18 protein-coding genes are annotated in these 18,208 nt (G+C 69.6%); 3 read left to right on the top strand and 15 right to left on the bottom strand.

What is annotated here, in order from left to right; translation table 11 throughout:
* The first annotated feature begins 151 nt into the window (after positions 1 to 151).
* Positions 152 to 868 carry an IclR family transcriptional regulator gene (locus tag AC1DC5_RS14490; protein ID WP_441404693.1) on the top strand — a complete coding sequence of 239 codons (717 nt, stop codon included), beginning with the start codon at positions 152 to 154 and terminating at the stop codon, positions 866 to 868.
* Between the two features lie 35 nt (positions 869 to 903).
* On the opposite strand, the gene AC1DC5_RS14485 is transcribed toward AC1DC5_RS14490, so the two are convergent.
* The 7 genes from AC1DC5_RS14485 to AC1DC5_RS14455 all read right to left on the bottom strand — a co-directional run bounded on the left by AC1DC5_RS14485 (position 904) and on the right by AC1DC5_RS14455 (position 9,826).
* Positions 904 to 1,869, bottom strand: a complete 966-nt coding sequence (locus AC1DC5_RS14485; protein WP_441404692.1) for a TolB family protein — start codon at positions 1,867 to 1,869, stop codon at positions 904 to 906.
* 199 nt (positions 1,870 to 2,068) lie between these two features.
* Positions 2,069 to 3,469, bottom strand: a complete 1,401-nt coding sequence (locus tag AC1DC5_RS14480) for an MFS transporter (RefSeq protein WP_476865608.1) — start codon at positions 3,467 to 3,469, stop codon at positions 2,069 to 2,071.
* Between the two features lie 168 nt (positions 3,470 to 3,637).
* The gene (locus AC1DC5_RS14475; RefSeq protein ID WP_476865607.1) at positions 3,638 to 6,745 is read right to left on the bottom strand and encodes an AAA family ATPase; all 3,108 of its coding nucleotides are present in this window, start codon (positions 6,743 to 6,745) and stop codon (positions 3,638 to 3,640) included.
* Positions 6,742 to 7,920, bottom strand: a complete 1,179-nt coding sequence (locus AC1DC5_RS14470) for an exonuclease SbcCD subunit D (RefSeq protein ID WP_476865606.1) — start codon at positions 7,918 to 7,920, stop codon at positions 6,742 to 6,744. The genes AC1DC5_RS14475 and AC1DC5_RS14470 overlap by 4 nt, the downstream gene beginning before the upstream one ends.
* A gap of 153 nt (positions 7,921 to 8,073) precedes the next feature.
* A complete protein-coding gene (locus AC1DC5_RS14465; RefSeq protein WP_441404688.1) occupies positions 8,074 to 9,021 on the bottom strand; it encodes an MIP/aquaporin family protein in 948 nt (315 codons plus the stop codon).
* A gap of 71 nt (positions 9,022 to 9,092) precedes the next feature.
* Positions 9,093 to 9,473: a DUF202 domain-containing protein gene (locus tag AC1DC5_RS14460; RefSeq protein ID WP_441404687.1), complete on the bottom strand. Its 381-nt coding sequence runs from the start codon at positions 9,471 to 9,473 to the stop codon at positions 9,093 to 9,095.
* Positions 9,470 to 9,826: a YidH family protein gene (locus AC1DC5_RS14455; RefSeq protein ID WP_441404686.1), complete on the bottom strand. Its 357-nt coding sequence runs from the start codon at positions 9,824 to 9,826 to the stop codon at positions 9,470 to 9,472. The genes AC1DC5_RS14460 and AC1DC5_RS14455 overlap by 4 nt, the downstream gene beginning before the upstream one ends.
* A 70-nt stretch (positions 9,827 to 9,896) precedes the next feature.
* Between AC1DC5_RS14455 and AC1DC5_RS14450 the strand changes: the two genes are divergently transcribed.
* A complete protein-coding gene (locus AC1DC5_RS14450; RefSeq protein ID WP_476865605.1) occupies positions 9,897 to 11,012 on the top strand; it encodes an ADP-ribosylglycohydrolase family protein in 1,116 nt (371 codons plus the stop codon).
* Positions 11,013 to 11,044: 32 nt separating this feature from the next.
* On the opposite strand, the gene AC1DC5_RS14445 is transcribed toward AC1DC5_RS14450, so the two are convergent.
* Entirely contained in the window at positions 11,045 to 11,593 is a 549-nt protein-coding gene (locus AC1DC5_RS14445) for a DUF4395 domain-containing protein (protein ID WP_476865604.1), read from the bottom strand.
* Between the two features lie 110 nt (positions 11,594 to 11,703).
* Positions 11,704 to 12,723, bottom strand: a complete 1,020-nt coding sequence (locus tag AC1DC5_RS14440) for a 3'-5' exonuclease (protein WP_476865603.1) — start codon at positions 12,721 to 12,723, stop codon at positions 11,704 to 11,706.
* A 127-nt stretch (positions 12,724 to 12,850) separates the two neighbouring features.
* Between AC1DC5_RS14440 and AC1DC5_RS14435 the strand changes: the two genes are divergently transcribed.
* The gene (locus tag AC1DC5_RS14435; protein ID WP_441404711.1) at positions 12,851 to 13,618 is read left to right on the top strand and encodes a VTT domain-containing protein; all 768 of its coding nucleotides are present in this window, start codon (positions 12,851 to 12,853) and stop codon (positions 13,616 to 13,618) included.
* A 108-nt stretch (positions 13,619 to 13,726) separates the two neighbouring features.
* Here the strand turns inward: AC1DC5_RS14435 and rdgB are convergent, their stop codons facing one another.
* The 6 genes from rdgB to clpS all read right to left on the bottom strand — a co-directional run bounded on the left by rdgB (position 13,727) and on the right by clpS (position 18,066).
* Positions 13,727 to 14,386 carry an RdgB/HAM1 family non-canonical purine NTP pyrophosphatase gene (rdgB, locus tag AC1DC5_RS14430; protein ID WP_441404682.1) on the bottom strand — a complete coding sequence of 220 codons (660 nt, stop codon included), beginning with the start codon at positions 14,384 to 14,386 and terminating at the stop codon, positions 13,727 to 13,729.
* Positions 14,383 to 15,141, bottom strand: coding sequence for a ribonuclease PH (gene rph, locus AC1DC5_RS14425; protein WP_441404681.1), 759 nt, complete (start codon positions 15,139 to 15,141; stop codon positions 14,383 to 14,385). The genes rdgB and rph overlap by 4 nt, the downstream gene beginning before the upstream one ends.
* A gap of 52 nt (positions 15,142 to 15,193) precedes the next feature.
* Positions 15,194 to 15,991 carry an MBL fold metallo-hydrolase gene (locus AC1DC5_RS14420; RefSeq protein ID WP_441404680.1) on the bottom strand — a complete coding sequence of 266 codons (798 nt, stop codon included), beginning with the start codon at positions 15,989 to 15,991 and terminating at the stop codon, positions 15,194 to 15,196.
* Positions 15,988 to 17,028, bottom strand: coding sequence for a glutamate racemase (gene murI / locus AC1DC5_RS14415; RefSeq protein WP_476865602.1), 1,041 nt, complete (start codon positions 17,026 to 17,028; stop codon positions 15,988 to 15,990). The genes AC1DC5_RS14420 and murI overlap by 4 nt, the downstream gene beginning before the upstream one ends.
* A gap of 107 nt (positions 17,029 to 17,135) precedes the next feature.
* Entirely contained in the window at positions 17,136 to 17,702 is a 567-nt protein-coding gene (locus tag AC1DC5_RS14410) for a DUF2017 domain-containing protein (RefSeq protein ID WP_476865601.1), read from the bottom strand.
* Positions 17,695 to 18,066, bottom strand: a complete 372-nt coding sequence (gene clpS / locus AC1DC5_RS14405; RefSeq protein WP_441404677.1) for an ATP-dependent Clp protease adapter ClpS — start codon at positions 18,064 to 18,066, stop codon at positions 17,695 to 17,697. Before clpS ends, AC1DC5_RS14410 begins: the two co-directional genes overlap by 8 nt.
* Positions 18,067 to 18,208 lie beyond the last annotated feature (142 nt).

Here is an 18,208-nt window from a genome sequence, read left to right as displayed (position 1 = left end):
ATGTTCTGGGCTATGCTCTGGGACTTGTCCGGTATGTGTTCTATAATCGAACATATAGTTCCTATATAGAACGCTAGCGCACCGTGAGTCGGAGCACAAGGGCCGCCCGGTGCATCCCGGATTCGTCGCCGCCCGCACTTAGGATGGACCAATGACCCCGACCGCCGGCAGCACGCAGGCCTCCCCGTCCCAGACGCTGTCGCGCGGCATCCGCGCCCTGGAGATCCTGGCCGACGCCCCGAACCCGCTCACCATCGCCGAACTCGCCGACGCGATGGGCGTGCACCGCTCCGTCGCCTACCGGATCCTCCGCACGCTGGAGGACCACTCCCTGCTGGTGCGCGACGACGGCGGCCGGGTCCAGCCCGGACCTGGCCTTGCCGTCCTGGCCCGCGGAGTTTCCCGGAACCTGCAGACGGCGGCCCTGCCCGAACTCACCCAGCTCGCCAACGCGCTGACGATGAGCGCCTTCGTTGCCGTCTGGGACCACGAGGAGTGCGTCACCCTGGTCACCGTGGATCCGCGGCACACCGGGGCCACGGTGGTCCAGCACCCCGGCTCCCGGCATCCGATCAGCGCCGGAGCCCCCGGCATCGCGATCCAGTCGGCCATGTCGGAACAGGAATGGACCGCCGCAGCACCCGGCATCCCCTACCGGGCCGAGGCGGCCGAGGCCCGCCGCCGGGGCTATGCCGCCAGCCATGACGAGGTCATCTCCGGCGTCTCATCGCTCGCGGTCCCGATCCGGGTTCCGGGCGGACGGCCGGCCGCTCTCGCCGTCGTCTATATCCGCGCTGCCCAGGATCCGGCAGAGGTCGCCGCGTCCCTGGCCGCAGGCGCCGAGCGCATCGAGAGCCAGCTGGGCTAAGACCGGTCCAGCCCGAATGTCCGCGGGTGCAGAACTCAGCCGCTCCGCCGCGCACCCCATGACGGCAGGTTGACGTGGGTGTCACCCGCTACGACAACGCGGATCTTTCCCTTACCCTGCTCGGAGATCGTGCAGATGCGGTCTTTCCCTACGGTCGTATCGAAGCAGCCTGTTAGCAGTTGGCGCCCATCGGGCGACCAGACGGGCTTGAAGAACCGCAATTCGTCAGTCGGCGGTCGGATGACCTTAAGCCCGGTCCCGTCGGGGCGGACTGCCATGATCGCTCCGGAGTCCGGCGCCGAACCGCTTTCCGGAGCAATATTGAAGGAGATGAAGCGTCCGTCCGGCGACCAGTCGGGATGCTCCAGACCGGCCCGCGGAGCCAGGATCTGATGGAGCCTGGTGCCGTCCACGTTCACAACATAGACGGCCTCCAGCTGACCCTCCGGGCTGTCTCCCGTAATGCGGCCGAACGCAATCCTTGTTCCGTCCGGCGAGAAGACAGGTTCCACATCTATGAAGCCCTGCGTGAGTTCATGCGGGTCGGTACCGTCCGAACGCATGACCCAGATGGAAACAGCGAACGGATCCTGCCCGGCCGCAAACGCGTCGTAGGTGATCAGGCGTCCGTCCGGCGACCACTTGGGGCCTTCCTGAACCCCCGGAGCGGACGTCAAGGAGCGGCGCCCCTTGCCGTTGGGCGACATGGTGGCAATGTGGACCCCGGTGTCACTGACGAAGTCGAACGCGATCCGGCGTCCGTCCGGAGACCAGTCCGAGAAGCCCGTCTCGTCCCGGGTGAGCTGCTGCTGATGCGAGCCATCGGCGCGCGCCACCCACAGGCTCTTCGCATCGCCTCCCAGCTGGGGATTGGCCCGGCCGAAGGCTATGGGCCCGTTGCCCGGCGTACCGTGTGGTTCCGTGGATGCTCCGGCCGGCATGGCGCCGGCCAGGCAGAACAATGCAGCAACCGCCGCGATAAGTCCGGGCTTTTTGGGCATGCCGACCTCCTTGGAACGCGTGCCACCTGAGCGGCACGCCAGGCCGTCCTCCGACGGAATACCTCGTGGCGACCGTTCCCGTACGTCCCGGATTCCTCAATGTCCTCCGAAGCCCCACCGCCGTCAATGGTCCCCGGGGGCGGTGCCCCAACGGGCTGGGCGGCGGCCCCGCATGCCGTGGCCGCCAAGGCCGTCACCGTCAACTGGTGGGGGCGGGGGCTTTCTTCCGCCGGAGCACGACGGCGGCTGCCGCACCAAGCAGGAACAGCGCCGCGGCGGCGCACACCGGGACCACGAAGGCCGTGGAGTAGCCCTGGTGCTGCGCCAGCTGCCCCGCGATGGACGAGCCGATCGCGGTGCCGGCGACAATGCCGCTGGCCAGCGCGGTCATAACCGTGCCGAGTTTGCCCGCAGGGGCCACCTGACCGCCGATCGCGAAGACCGTGACCATCAGCGGGCCCACCGGCAGGCCAAGGACAAGGAGCACGAGGATCATGGGAAGCGCCGTCGAGGGCAGCAACAGCAGCAGTGCGAGGCCTGCCATGAGCGCGGCGCAGGCCAGCCAGCGGGCGTTCACCGTGAACCGCTGGGGCCAGTACGCCACCGACAAGGCCGCCGCCGCGGAGCTCAGCCCCATCACCGCATAGAGCAGGCCCGCCAGCTCGGACGTGGCAAAGCTGGCGGAGAAGGAACTCAGCGCCGTCTGCGTGGAGCCGAAGAAAGTGCCCATACAGACCATGGCCAGCACCGGGAGCCCGACGGCTGCGAAGGCACCTGCCCGCTGCCCGGCCGTCAGGTTTGCCCGGAGCTGTTTCCGGTGAGCCGCTCCGGCCGCTGTCCGCGCCGGTGTCCGGACCACCGCCTGGTGCGTGGAGTGCACCGCGAAGGCCGGGACGAGCGTGATGGTCAGGGCCGCTGCGAGGGCTAGCGGCAGCCACGGTGCGATGAGGCTCGCGAGGATGCCCACCAGGGCCGGTCCCAGGACAAAGGTCAGCTCGTCGGCGGTGCTTTCGTAGGACAGCGCCGTGTCGAGGTCTGCCGGGTTGGCGTCGCGTCCGCCGCGGGAGGTCAATGCCATCCAGCGGACCCGGGCCAGGGAGCCGACCTGCGGGCAGCTCGCACCGGCCACGAAGGCGGCGGCCAGGACCGGGACAGCGGCGGCCAGCTCATCTCCGCCGGGGACCAGGTAGGCGGCGAGGATCAGGGCAATGACGGCCACAGTGTTGAAGACGGCGGCGAACAGCAGCACCGGGCGTTGGCCCAGCCGGTCCGCCAGCGCGCCGAAGACCGGGGCGCCGAGCGCGGAGCCGATGCCAACAGCTCCGGCCACCACCCCGCCGACGGCGTAGGAGCCGGTGACGGCGGTGGCCAGGGTCAGCGCCCCGACGGTGAGCATGGCGAGCGGAAGCCGGGCGAAGAGCCCGATCGGGATGAAGGTTTTCCCCGCAAGCAGGGGCAAACGGGCGAACCGCCCGCCAGTGCGCAGTGCCGGCTGTGGTGCGGCGGCGGGTTCCGGCGGGGAGACCGGCCCAAGGGCAGCGGTGTCAGGAAAATGCGGCGCGGAAGAAACGGGCGCCTGGGAAGTCGTTGAGAGAGTCATGATTCCGGGTTCGTTCAATGGTGCGCATCGTCCCTCCTCCCGATGCGCGCGACCCGGTAACGCTCCAATTATAGCCGCAACTGCGGCCGTAAGGGCAGCCCGGAACTCTGCAGGCCCGGCACCCCGCCCTCCCCGGAAACCGAGGGCGGCCGGGCCTGCAGACGCGTGTCAGCCCCGGGCGTCGTCGGAGATGTGCAGCACGGACCCGTTGCGTCCCTTGACCACCTGCAGCTGGGTGCTGATGCGCTGTTTCATTTCCCCCACGTGGCTCACCAGACCGACCACACGCCCGCCGTCCCGGAGCCCCTCGAGGGCATCCATGACCTGCTCGAGGGCCTGTTCGTCGAGGCTGCCGAAGCCCTCATCCACAAACAGCGTCTCGATGTCCACGCCGCCGGATTCCTGCTGCACCACGTCCGCCAGTCCGAGGGCCAGGGCCAGCGAGGCCATGAAGGACTCACCGCCGGACAGGGTGGCAGTGTCGCGCCGCTGACCGGTCCACTGGTCCACCACTTCCAGGCCGAGGCCGGACTTCTGCCCGCGGACCGCCTTGGCATCGGTGTGCTGCAGCGTGTAGCGGCCATCGCTCATGCCGATCAGCCGTTCCGAGGCCGCGACAGCCACCTGTTCGAGCCGGGCGGCGAGCACATAGCTGTTCAGGCTCATCCGGTAGTTGTTGTCTCCCCCGCCCCGGGCCGCGTCGGCGACGGCGGCCAGCAGCTGCGCCCGTTCGCGCGGCTCCCGTCCGTCCGCCGCGAGCTGCTTATAGTTCGCGGCGATCGTGCCCAGGGTCCGCAGGGACTTTTCCGCGAGGCCGGCCGCGAGTTCGGCGTCCCGGGCGGAGCGTTCGGCCGCGGCCGCGTCTGCACGGAGCTGTTCCACCAGCTCCCCGGCGACGGGGCCGCCTTCCGTTGCCAGCTCGTGCAGTGCCAGGACGAGTTCCTCGCTGGCGAAAAGTTCCTCGATCCGGGCCGTTTCGTTCTGGCCGGCGCGAATGGCGGCTTCCAGGGCCGCGGAATCGGCTGCCGGGAGCAGGACGGCCCGCGCCGCCTCCGCGGAGTCGAAACCAGTGCCAGGGAGCGCCAGCTCCAGTTGCTGCCGGGCCTCCGCCGAGCGGGCTACGGCCTGTTCCAGCCGGGTCCGTGCCGCGTCGGCGTGTTCAAGCACGGACGCGGTGCCGTCCAGCGCCGTGATCCGGTCCGCCAGAACGGGGTGGCCCGCCCGAAGATTGTCGAGGGCCAGTTCGAGCGAATCGGCCTGCTCCAGGACTTCAGTGAGGGTGGATTCGGTCTGGGCGATGCTTGATGCCGTGGCCGCCTGGGCCGCCTCCGCGCCGGCGATTTCTTCGCCCAGTGCGGAGTACCGCGCGCGGTTGACGTCGAGGTCAGCCGCCGCACGGCGTGCTTCGGCGGCGCGTTCCCCCGCCAGTTCGGCGTCCAGGCTGGCGTCCTCGGGCGCGGTGTCCCCGCCCTGTGCCGCCAGAACGGCAACCTCCTGCAGCGCCTCGGCGAGTTCACGTTCGAGCGCCGCGAGGGCGGACTCCGCCGCCTCGCAGGCGTGCTGCGCGGATTGTTCGGCCTCGGCCACGTCCAGGGCGGACGCCGCGGCCGGGGCGGGGACCGGATGCTCGGGGCTGCCGCAGACCGGACAGGGGACGCCCGCCTGCAGCTGGGCAGCGAGCTCGGCCGAGGCGTTGGCCAGCCGTTCCTCGCGGAGATCGAGCCAGCGCTGGCGCCGGTCCTGGTAGTCCGACCGGGCGCCGGCATGGTGTTCCGCAATGGCTGTGCGGGCCTGCTCGGCAGCAGCGTAACGCCGCACCAGGACCAGCAGTTCCTCGGCCGCGGCGGCCTCCTTCGTCCGAAGCTGGACTTCCGCGGCGAGTTCTTCGAGCGGAAGCAGTGCGGCGAGCAGTGCATCGGATTCATTTCGCAGGGCGACCAGGGCCGCGGCGCCGGACGCCCGCCCGTCTTCCAGCTGCGCCAGGCCCAGGCGAAGCTGGGTGCTGCGGCTCCGGAGGCCGGCCAGCCTGGCCTCATCAGGCAGCCGCTCCGCCAGCACCGCGCGCAGTGAGCGAAGTCCTGTCAGCGCGGACCGCAAGGCTTCACCGTCCAGGGCGGGGCTGTCCGCAACACCGGAGCTACCCCTGGAGTCGGCGAACCGCAGGTCCGGACTGCCACCCGCGGACGTGTTCCGCAGAGCGGCAAGTTCGGGATCGGTGAGGGCAGCGGTGCGCACATTTTCTGCGGCAGCGGCCATGGCGGCCGCCGCCAGGTCCTCCGCCGTCCCGGCGCTGTCCACGGCCTGCAGTTGCCCGCCGAGGACTTCCGCCTTTCGGTGCAGGCCCAGCTGAGCGCTCTTGGCGGCAATGGCGGGGGCGGCAGCCTCAGCCTCGGAAAGCCGGCGTTCGGCTCCGGCCAGCTTGGCCTGGCGGGCGGCGCGCGCTGCTGCGGCGTCCCTGGCGGACAAGAGGCCGGCACGCAGCCCATCGGCGTCGAGCGCTGCCGCACGGCGCTGCTCCGCAGCCGTGGCGGCATTGGTCTCCAGCCAGGCAAGGAAAGAGTCAGGGTCAGACTGGTCCGGGGCATCCGCCGGGTCGAACTCCAGCGCGGCAGTTTCGGCTTCCGCCTGGGCGAGAAGGAGCTCAAGCTGGCCGTTGAGGCTGGCGACCTCGGTGCGGGCAGCCTGCGCTTTCCGGCCAAGTTCCTGTTCCACGGCCTCGAAACGCTGGGTGCCGAAGAGGCTCTGCAGCAGGTCGAGGCGGTCGCTGGCTTTGGAACGCAGGAAGGCGGCGAAATCGCCCTGCGGCAGCATCACGACGCGGGTGAATTGCTCCCGGTTCATCCCGAGGACATCGGTAATCTCGGCGCCGGCCTCGTCGTTGCGGCCGGACTTCTCGATCCATTCGCCGTCGACGCGTTCCCGCAGCAGGGTGTTGGCCTGCTGCACGGTGAAGCCGTTCTTCCCGCGGGCGCTGGGCTTGTCCCAGGCGGGAGAGCGGGAGACTTCGAAGTGCCGCCCGCGCGCCGAGAACTCGCACGTGACCCGCGGCTCCGCCGCGGGCTCGGCGTGGTCACTGCGCAGCCGCTTTCCGTCCTGCCGCGCCCCGGGCACCGACCCGTAAAGCGCGAAGCAGATGGCATCCAGGACACTGGTTTTGCCGGCGCCCGTGGGACCGTTGAGGAGGAACAGCCCGTGGGCGCTCAGACGGTCGAAATCGATGTGTTCGGTGCCGGCGAAGGGCCCGAAGGCGGAGATCTCGAGGCGATGGATTCTCACAGTGAGACTCCTTCCAGCCGCACGGCTTCCAGGGCTTCGGCAAGGACGGCTGCCTCGCGGTCGTCTGCTGCCCGGCCGCGGACGTGCTCCAGGAAGCCGCAGCAGATGGACAGGTCATCCTCGGCCTCGGCGAGCCGGCTGCTGTAGCTGGTCTTCGGCGCGGTCCCGGCACCTTCCGGATCAAAACCCAGCACCAGGGTGTCGGGGAACCGCGCGCGCAGCCGTTCCATGGCCTGGGCCGGACGCTGCGCGTCGGTCAGGGTGATCTGGCAATAGGCGGGTTCAGCCCAGGCATGGTCCTCGGCGGAAAGCAGCTCCTCGAGTTTGCCGCGCAGCACGGCCAGAGTCCGGGGCGCTTCCCACAGCACTTCACGGGCAGCGCCGACGCCGTCAGCGTCGACGTCCACCAGCCAGCTGCCCTTTTTGTGCTGCGCCTCGGAGAACGAGTACGCGAGCGGCGAACCGGAGTAGCGGACGGACGGCGAGAGCTCCTGCCGGCCGTGCAGGTGGCCCAGCGCCGTGTAGCCGAAGCCGTCGAAGAGATCCAACGGGACAGCGCCGACGCCGCCGATGCTGAGGTCCCGTTCGCTGTCCGAGCTGATCCCGCCGCTGGCAAAGGTGTGGGCAAGGACCACGGAATGGACGGTCCGGGATGCGGAACGGAGGCTCAGGTCCTCCCGGATCCGCGCGGTCGCCGCCCGGGTTACCTCGAAGTGGCTGGCGGTGTCGACCCCCAGCTGCTCGGCTACGAGCCGTGGTTCCAGCCAGGGAATGCCATAGATTGCGAGCACCGGCCCGGCGTCCGGGCGGGCGGCGTCGAGCGGGAACAGAACGGGCTGGTCCAGCTCGGAGAGCCTCGTGCGCAGGTGCACTCCCCCGCGCTCCAGCAGCCGGGAGGCAAAGCCGAGACGGATGGCCGAGTCGTGGTTGCCGCTGGTGAGCACCACCTGGGCGCCGGCGCCGGTCAGGCCCACCAGCGCGTCGTCCAGCAACCGGACGACGTCGACACCCGGCAGGGCGCGGTCGTAGACGTCGCCGGCGATCAGGACGACGTCGACTGCCTCGTCCCGCACGAAAGAGACGAGCTGGTCGATGAAGGCGCGCTGGGCGTCGAGCATCCCGACGCCGTGGAACGACCGGCCCAAATGCCAGTCCGAGGTGTGCAATAACCGCATGCTCCTACGGTATCGGCTGCCACCGACAGGATTGCGCCACCGCTCCGGAACGGCAAACGCGGGGTCACTCCGAGCCCATCCAGAAGCCTCGTCGGGCGGGATGGGCCGGGGGTGACCCCGCGTTGGATGTGCGGACTCGATGCCGGGTGCGGGTTACTGCCCGCGCTTGTCGAAGAAATCGCGGGCCTCGTCCCCGCCCGCCTGGCGTTCGGCAGGTGCCGGCGTCGCTGCGGCCGGCGTTCCGGCGTCGGACTCCGGCTCTTCGCCGGGCCCGGCCAACAAGGCTTCCTCCCCGTCCGCCTCTTCGCCCGCCGCAGCGGCCGGCACTGCCGCGGCCGGCACCGCCGCGGCCGGGGCGACGTGCGCGAAGCCGCGGTACACCAGCCCGGCGAGGGCCGCGCCCACCAGCGGGGCCAGCCAGAAGAGCCACAGCTGCCCGAGGACGTCCGGGCTGCTGAACAGCGCGGACGCCGTGGCGCGCGCGGGATTGAAGGGGATGTTGCCGGGCGCCTGGCCGAACTGCAGCAGGACGGCCATGGTCAGGCCGACGGCGAAGGGCGCCGCCAGCCGCGACGGGTTCCGCGCCGAGGTGGCGCTCAGGAATACCGCCACCAGCAGGGCTGCGCCCAGCACCTCCAGGAGCAGCACGCCGGCCAGGGGCACCTGGATGACGGAATTCTCGCCGAACCCGGCGGAAACCGTGTCGAAGGCCGCCCTGGTGTCGGCGATGTTGGGGACGGTGCGCAGGATACCGAAGAGCGCCACGGCGCCAAGCAGTGCGCCCACCAGCTGCGCGCCCACGTACGCTCCGGCGTCAGCAAGCCGGATCCGGCCCGCAATGGCGTGTCCCGCCGTCACCGCGGGATTGAAGTGGCCGCCGGAGATGTACCCGAACGCCAGCATCGCGGCAGTGACCGCCAGGCCTGCCGCGAGGGAGGCGGAGAGCGGGTTCGACTGCGGAATCGTGAACAACGGAACGCCCAGGCCGGCGACCACCACGAAGAACGTCCCGAGGGCCTCGGCGGAAAGCCGGCCCGGCAGCCCGGTACGCGGCGAATCATCAGTGGCGGCAGGCACGTGGGCTGTCGCGGGCGTAGTCATTTCAGGAATTCCTTTGTTTGGGGTCAGCGAGCAGTCTGCCAGCGGAGTCTGGACGTTCGCTGGACCCCGGCTTAGCGGCCCAGCGCAATCGCGGCGACGGCGGCGGCGCCCAGCACAATGACGCCGGCGGCGGCCCAGCGTATCAGGGAGGCCGGCGGCGCGTGGGAGGAGTGCCGGAGTTGCCGCACCCGGACCAGCACACAGAGGCACAGCACCACGGTGGCGACCATCGCTGCCAGGGCACAAACCCCGAGAAAGTCAGTGGTTGCGGCCCCTGCCCACCTGATGTAGTTGGAGGCCGGGTCCGGGGCGGGGACGGGCTGCGACGCCGCGACCGCCCAGCTGCGCCAAATCAGCAGGTCCGCGGCGAGGATGGCCAGCAGCGTCCGGCCCCAGGACAGCTCGGTCCGCTCCGGCTGCAATCCGGGGTCCCGCACGGCGGCGGCGCTCACCGGGCCACCACGAGCAGCACGGCCAGCACAAACGCGGCCGCCGCCACCCCTACCGTCATCACGAGCATCACACCGGAAAACGGCAGCTCACGGTTGTTGCGCATGGCTTCTTCCATCTGCCCCCAGCGGCGGTAGGCCAGGACGGCGAGGACGGCACCGATGAACGCCAAAGCAACGCACATGGCGATCCGCAGCGGGGCGGGGGCAATCTCCGGGAACAGCTGATCGATGCCCAGGGCCCCCACAATCAGGGCCAGCGAAGTCCGGATCCAGGCCAGGAACGTCGTTTCGTTGGCGAGCGAGAACCGGTAGTCGGGGGTGGATCCGGTCTTCCGCCATGCTGGTTCGCGCATTCGTCGCCTGCTGTCCGCTGTTGACTTGTGGCACCGGCTCCGACTGGGGGCCGGGGTAAAATTCTAAGTCATGAGCAATGAGCCCGTCATCACCCCCGCACTGCCGTCAACACCGTCCCGCGAATCCCGGATCCACGGGTGCCTGCTGGGCGGCGCCCTCGGTGATTCGCTGGGGTACGCCGTCGAATTCGACGACATCTCCACGATCCGTTCGACGTACGGCCCGGACGGGCTGCAGGACTTTTCAGCGCTCGACGGCGGCAGCCACTTCTCCGACGACACGCAACTCACGCTCTACACCGTTGACGGGTTGCTCGAGGCGCTCGAATGGGCCAATTCGGGCGTGGCCGCGGACACCAACGCGTGCCTGTGGCTCGCGTACCTGCGCTGGCTCGCCACCCAGGGTGTGCCGGTACCGGACGCGGCACCGTTCCAGCCGCCCCGCTGGATCGATTCCCACGGCGTCCTGAAGCACCGCCGCGCTCCGGGAAACGCCTGCCTGAGCGGACTGGCCACCGGAGAGATGGGAACGTTCTACCGGCCAGTCAATCCGGACTCCAAGGGCTGCGGCACCGTTATGCGTTCTGCCCCCTTCGGCCTGGTCCCCTACATCCCGGCCGAAGCCGTCTACAAGCTCAGCGCCGATGCGGCATCGCTCACACACGGGCATCCTGCGGCGCGGCAGAGCTCCGGCGTCTTCAGCCTCCTCATCCACGCCCTGGCCGCCGGCCGCGGACTGCGTGAGGCTGCGGAATTCGCGCTCGGAGAACTCGGCGCGGGGCACCAGCGCAAGGGTGAAAAGCCCGACGCCGATCTTGTCGCCCGGCTCAAGACAGCCCTCCGGCTGGGCGCCGCCGGCGCAGTGCTCGACCCTGAGGAACTGGTCCGGGAACTCGGCGAGGGATGGGTGGCGGAGGAGGCACTCGCCGTCGCGCTCTACGCGGTGCTGGCTACGGCACAGGATCCGACGGCGGCTGCCGGCCACCCGGAGGCCCACTTCCGTGCGGCCATCGCCGTTGCCGTGAACCACAGCGGCGACAGTGACTCCACCGCGTCGATTGCGGGCAACATCCTGGGCACGTTCTACGGCGAGGCCTGCCTGCCGGCGGAGTGGCTCGACGTCCTCGAGGCCCCGGAGCTCATCCGGGGCATGGCCTCACAGCTGGCGGCGGTCACCGGCTCCTAAGTCCGCGCCCAAGTGCCGGACGCCCCGGACACCTAGGCGCTGCGGAGGGTGATGTTGTTGCAGGCCTCGCACACGTCCTCGGGGATCAGGCCGCGGCGCTGGAGGAAACCGAAGATGGCGCAGCCCAGGCAGAAGCCGGCGAACGCTTCGAGGGACGCGGCAACAATGAGGACCGCGAGCAGGATCCAGGCGGCCGGCGCCAGTCCCACGGCCAGCAGGACGGCGGCGGCGGTGGACATCGCGGCACCGATGCCCTGCGCGAACCGCTTCGGCGGGCCCGGGACGAGCCGGGTTTTCCCCAGCCGCGGCGTCAGGACCTTGACGGACAGTTGGGCGAGCGGCGAGATCCGCGGGCCGAACAGGACGCGCAGCCAGAACCCGGCGGCAATGACGCCAAGGCCCCAGCCGAAGCCGGTCAGCAGCGTCACCACGGACAGGATCACCACGAGTCCGGCCGTGATGCGGGCGGCATACTCATTGACCGGGTTCGGAAACGCGAAGACCGCCCGCCAGTCGATTCCGCTCTTCCGGGCGGTTGCGGGTGCCGGAATCCCGGAGGGCGCCGAGGTGGGTTTGCTCATCGTCCAAGGCTAGGAGCGGGCCCGCCCGGGCGGAATGTTTGTTGCTCCGTATGACCCCTGGCGCGCCCGGCTCCCGTCGTGCTGTGCGCCTCGCATGTCCGAACGGGCGTTCAGGCGATCGCGGCCGAAGCGACGTGGCCGCCCACCATCTGCAGGAATTCGCCTTCGGACAGGACCTCGATCCGCCGGCCCCGCTCGTGCAGCTCCAGTACGCGCCGGGCCTTGCCGGTGAGGCGGCCGGAGCGCAGATCGGCGGCCACAAAGCCGTCGCCCACCACCAGGACCGTGGTGCGGGCCGTGACCCGGCTTTCCGGACTGGCGCCGAACTCGGCGGAACGGATCTTGGCCTCGGGCCGCGGCATGGCGAGTTCACCGGTGAACACGACGGTCTGGCCGAACAGGGGGTGTCCGGGATCGGCGAAGGCGTTGGGCAGCGGGTTGGCGCCCTCCTCGGGCCAGCCCGGCCGGTAGTCCCGGACCGGGACGGCCGCGCCAGCTCCGCCGGCGAGTGCCTCCACTGCTGATTGGCTGGCCTTGGAGAGCGGGTCGCGCCGCGGGTCGAACGCCGGCTGGCGGGACACCGCCAGGCCCAGGGACAGGTAGAGCTCGGCGATGCTGCCCGCGCCGTTGCGCGCGGCAATGTCAATCAGGATCCCGGCACACGCCCGAGCGTCCTCGGCGGCGTCGTGGTGGTTGACCAGCGGGACACCGGCTTCCTCGGCAGCATACGGCAGGGAATTGGACACCAGTGAGTAGCAGCGGCGTGCCAGCATCACCGTGCAGACGTAGTCGTAGGCCGGGCCGGCGAGGCCGGAGACCTCGAGGCCGGAGCGGATCACCCCGAGATCGAAGGCGGCATTGTGGGCGGCCAGGATGTCGCCGCCGATGAAGGCGCCGATCTCCGGGAACAGCTCGCCGAAGCGCGGCAGCCCGGCCACCTGTTCGGGCCGGATGCCGTGGATCCGGACGTTGTGGTGGTCAAAGCGGTCGTGGTTTTCCGGCGGGCGCATCAGCCAGGACGCCTCCTCCACGACGACGCCGCCGCGGACTTTGCTGAGGCCAACAGCGCAGGGTGAACCCCGGAAGCCGTTCGCCGTCTCAAAGTCGATCGCCGTAAAGTCCAAACCCACGCCCCAAACTTTACCGCCCGAATCCGGGCCGGCCCGCACCGGACTGCCACCTTCGCGCGCCGTGGACCCGGGAAGGAAGGCTGGCGCGCCGGCCGTCAAGTACCCTTAACAAGTGAACCTTCTAGCTTTGAATGACTTTGCCGTGTCCACGATCGGCGGTGCAGGACCGGTCCAGCCACAGCTGGCCTCCTTCCTGCCCGACTGGCTGAACCCCCAGATCTTCCTGGCCGACCCCGCCCTCGCACCGTGGGTGGTGCTGCTGGTCTGCGGCATCATCTTCGCGGAAACCGGCCTCCTGGTCGGCTTCTTCCTGCCGGGCGACTCACTGCTGTTCACGGCCGGGCTGCTGGTTGCCACCGGGACCATCAAGGTCAACATCTGGGCCTTCATTGCGCTGATCATCGCCGCGGCGATCATCGGGAACCAGGTCGGCTACCTGATCGGGTCCAAGGCCGGCCCGGCCATCTTCAACAAGCCCAATTCCAGGCTCTTCAAGCGCGAAAACGTCGAAAGCGCCCACGCTTTCTTCGAGAAGCACGGCGGCAAGGCCCTCATCCTGGCCCGTTTCGTGCCGATCATCCGGACCTTTGTCCCGGTGATTGTGGGCGTCGCCCAGATGGACAAGCGCAAATTCTTCCTGTTCAACGTCATCGGCGCGGTGCTGTGGGGCGGCGGCGTGACCCTGCTGGGCTACCTGCTGGGCGACACGTTCCCGTGGGTCCGCGACAACCTGGACATCATCTTCATCATCATCGTCCTGGTCTCGGTGATCCCGATCGGCATTGAGGTCGCCCGCGGCTTCATCGCCAAGCGCCAGGCCGAAAAGTACGGCACCGACGTCGTCGAGGAGTTCATCGAGGAGCACGAGCCCGAAGAGGAACGCAAGACGCCGTAGCTCCCGTTCCGGGCGGCAGTCCGGACAGCAGCCCGGACGGACAAGCCAAAGGAAGGCGCCCCACGTCGTGGGGCGCCTTCCTTTGTTAACTGTCAGTGCGGCTGCCGGCTACCTTCCGGACAGGGCCTCGATGATCGCCGGGAGGAGCGCCCGGAAGGCGTGCCCGCGGTGGCTGATGGCGTTCTTCTCCTCGGGACTGAGCTCGGCGCAGCTGCGGTCCAGCCCGGTGGGCTGAAGCACCGGGTCGTAGCCGAATCCCCCGGTCCCGCGCGGTGCGCGCAGCAGCGTACCCTCCAGCTGCCCGTATTCCACGACTTCCCGGCCCTCCTCCGGGGTCGCACCTGCGCCGGAAGAGGGTACGGCTAGCGCCGCGGCGCAGACAAAGGCGGCGCCCCGGAACTCATCCGGCACGTCGGCCAGCTGGTCCAGAAGCAGCTGCAGGTTGGCGGCGTCGTCCCCGTGCCGGCCGGCCCAGCGGGCCGAGAAGATCCCGGGTGCCCCGCCGAGCACATCGACGGCGAGCCCGGAATCGTCGGCGATGGCCACGAGCCCGGTGGCCATCGCCACCGCGCGGGCCTTGAGCAGCGAGTTCTCGGCAAACGTCACGCCGGTCTCGGCGACGTCGGGGGCACCCACGGCCCCCGCGTCCACCACCTGGGTGTCGACGTCGAGGCCGGGCACCTGCCCGCGCAGCAGTTCGCGGAGCTCCCGGAGTTTGCCCTTGTTGTGGGTGGCGAGCACCAGCCGCGGCGCTGTGCCCCCTGTCACGGGGCTTCCGCCAGGGTCTCGCGCTGGATCGCGGCGAGCTGCTCGGTGCCCATCAGGGCGAGATCGAGGAGTTTGTTGAGCTCGTCCCGGTCGAAGGGGGCGCCTTCGGCGGTGCCCTGGACCTCGACGAACTTGCCGGATCCGGTGACAACGACGTTCATGTCGGTCTCGGCGCGGACGTCTTCGACGTACGGCAGGTCCAGCATCGGGACGCCGTCGATGATGCCGACGGAGACGGCGGCGATCGTGTCGGTCAGGGGCTGGGCGTTGCGGGCGATCATCTTGTTTTCGCGGGCAAAGCGGATGGCATCGGCCAGGGCCACGTAGGCGCCCGTGATGGCGGCGGTGCGGGTTCCGCCGTCGGCCTGCAGGACATCACAGTCCAGCACGATGGTGATCTCGCCCAGGGCCTTGGTGTCGATGATGGAACGCAGCGACCGGCCGATCAGACGGGAGATCTCGTGGGTGCGTCCGCCGATCTTGCCCTTGACGGACTCGCGGTCGGAGCGGGTGTTGGTGGCCCGCGGCAGCATGGCGTACTCGGCCGTGACCCAGCCGCGTCCTTCGCCCTTGAGCCAGCGGGGCACGCCCTCGGTGAGGGAGGCCGTGCACAATACCCGGGTGTTGCCGAACTCGATCAGGGCCGATCCTTCGGCCTGCTTGGACCAGCCGCGGGTGATGCTGATCGGCCGGAGCTGATCGGGCGTGCGGCCGTCGGCGCGGATGATGGGGGCGGTAAGGGCTTCGGAAGTCATGCCATTAGCTTATCGACCCTGGCAGGTCCCGGCGCGCGGTGCCCGGCCCCGTTCAGATGGTGTAGTGCACACCCGCCACGGCCACGGCCACATGCTGGCCGAAGACACCCTTGGCTTCGGCCATGACGGTGGTCGGCGAGGTCCAGACGGGAATGTGGGTCAGCAGCAGCCGCCGGGCACCGGCGGCCACGGCGGCCTCCCCCGCCCGCTTGCCGGTCAGGTGCACGTCCTTGATGCCGTCGTCGCGGCCCTCCTCGAAGGCTGCCTCGCAGAGGAAAAGATCGGCGTCGCGGGCCGCATCCTCGAGGCCGCTGCAGGAGTCGGTGTCCCCCGAATAGCTGAGCACCCGGGTGACGGGGTTGCCGTCCTTGTCCGGTTCGGTGACCTCCACGCGGAGCGCGTAGGCCTCTTCGACCGGGTGGTTGACGGCGTACGGGGTGACCGTGAAAGGGCCCATGGTCACCGGCTTGCGCTCGGACCAGTTGCTGAAGTCGAATTCCTCGTGCATCCCGGGGTCCAGTTCCAGGCCGTAGGCCGTGGCCATCCGGTCGGCGGTGGCGGCGGGCCCCCACACGGGAATCCTGCCGCGGCCCCAGCCGCCCGGCTTCCAGCGCACGGCGACGTGGAGCCCGCACAGGTCCATGCAGTGGTCCGGGTGCAGGTGGGTGAGGAAGATGGCGTCAATGTCCTCGAGATCGGTGTAGCGCTGGATGGCGCCGAGCGCCCCGCTGCCGAGGTCCAGCACAATCTTCCAGTCCCGCTCGCCGTCGTTCGCGGTCAGCAGGTAGCACGACGCCGGCGAGCCCGGACCCGGAAACGATCCGGTACAGCCCACGATGGTCAGCTTCACAGCAGGGTTCCCCCGCCCGCGGATCCGCCAACGAAGTTGGAGATCCGTGGACGGCCCGCGCCGGCCTGCGCAGCGGCAATCATTTCCGGCGTGATCCTGGCCAGGCTGCCCGTGGGGTACTGGGCCGCCACATGGTCGACGTGGCGGACGCTGAGGACCTCGGGGCCGAGGAAGCGCCGGGCGAGGTGCTCGAACTGCGAGGCGTCTCCCGTGGCGATGAAGTTGTGTTCGGGCGCCGTGGCGTCGGTGCGCTCCAGCCCGCGGGAGGCCAGTGCGCGGTAGACATCCTTCGCCGTCTCCTCGGCGCTGGAGACGAGCGTGACGTCCTCTCCCATCACATACGAGATGACGCCGGTCAGCAGCGGGTAGTGCGTGCAGCCCAGCACGACTGTGTCGACCCCGGCGGCCTTGAGTGGTTCCAGGTACTCCCGGGCGACGGCGAGCAGCTCCGGGCCCGTGGTGATGCCGGCTTCGACGTAGGGCACGAACGCGGGGCAGGCTGCGGAGGTGATGTGCAGGTCCGGGGCGGCGGCGAAGGTGTCCTCGTAGGCTCGGGAGCCGACGGTGGCGGAGGTTCCGATCACACCCACCCGGCCGGTGCGGGTGGCGGCGACGGCGCGGCGCACGGCCGGCTGGATCACTTCGATGACGGGGATCCCGTACCGGGCCGTGTAGCGTTCGCGGGCGTCCCGCAGCACGGCGGCCGAGGCGGAGTTGCACGCGATGGTCAGCAGCTTCACGCCGGAATCCACCAGCTCGTCCATCACCCCCAGGGCGTTGGCCCTGACCTCGGCGATGGGGAGCGGACCGTACGGGCCGTGGGCGGTGTCGCCGACGTAAAGGATGGATTCGTTGGGCAGCTGGTCGATGATGGACCGGGCCACGGTGAGTCCGCCGACGCCGGAATCAAACACACCGATCGGACGCGAACCCATCTCGCTGTCGGCCTGGCTGACGGACTGGCTGCTGCCGGTACTGCTCGCTGGGGAGTCCGCAACAGCTCCCGCTGCCGGATCCATGCTCGATGCTGAAGTCATGATTATTCGAGGATAGGGCTTAGCCACGGGCCCGGCCATCACATTGTGTTGTCCGACTCATGTCAAATGTGTCACACGCCGCTGCCCAGGCACTGTTGAGCCGCAGCTCAGCCGCGCGTCTCCAGCGACTGCAGCATTGCCTGGACCAGGGATTCCTGGAGCCAGGTGGTGAAGTTGTAGACGAGCGCCAGGTAGCTCTCGACGTCTTCGGCCTGCGACCAGTCCTGCATCAGGTGCACGTGCCCGGCGTCCTCGTCGTCGCGGATGTCCAGCCGTTCGGCCAGCACCAGCCGGACGTCGTTGAGCGCCATGGACCAGTGCCGCGCGTCGTCGGGCGTCAGGACCAGCTCGTCCTTGTCCAGTCCGAGGGACGCGGCCTTCAGCGCGCCGATCTTGCTCTCACGCAGCGACCGCTCGGTGTACCGGCGGAACTCCAGCGAGGCGGCGGCGTCGTTCTTCGAAACGCTCGGAAGCAGCCGGCGGAGGGCACGGTCCGAGGGTTCGCGGGCGTCGGCGTCGAGTCCCACCAGCGCCGCGAGGGGGTCCTCGTTGGCGCGTTCCTCCGGCTCCAGCATGGACACGACGTCGTCGAACAGGCTGCGCAGCAGTTCCCGCTCGGCCGGTTCCAGGTAGCCGCTGATGCCTTTGATGCCGTACTTGAATGCCTTAGCCACGTTTTCCCTTGCCCTTGCCCGATCCCCCGCCTGATCCGGCGCCGCCGGTGGCCTTTTCCACAGTGGCCCACAGACCGTAGCCGTGCATCGCGACGGCGTGCTGCTCCACCTGCTCCTTGCTGCCGTGCGCCACGATGGAGCGGCCCTTCTTGTGGACTTCGAGCATAAGCTTGTTCGCCTTGGCCTCCGAGTAGCCGAAATAGCTGCGGAACACGTAGCTCACATAGCTCATCAGGTTCACCGGATCGTTCCAGATCACGAGGTTCCACGGGACGTCCGGGGCGATCAGGACATCGGTCGACGTCGCTGTTCCGGTCTGGGTGCTCTCCTGGGTATCAGGGCCGAGCGCAACGCTGAGGGTCATCTGTCCATTCTATGTGGATGATGGGCCCACGCCGGCGAGGGCCCCGCGGCGAAGCGAAGCAAGACGTGGGAGCCGGTGGGTGGGCCCACGCCGGCGAGGGCCCCGCGGCGAAGCGAAGCGAGACGTGGGAGCCGGTGGGGAC

The sequence above is a fragment of the Arthrobacter sp. 10L424 genome (assembly GCF_056395325.1).
This window is presented reverse-complemented; position numbering and strand designations above follow the sequence as displayed.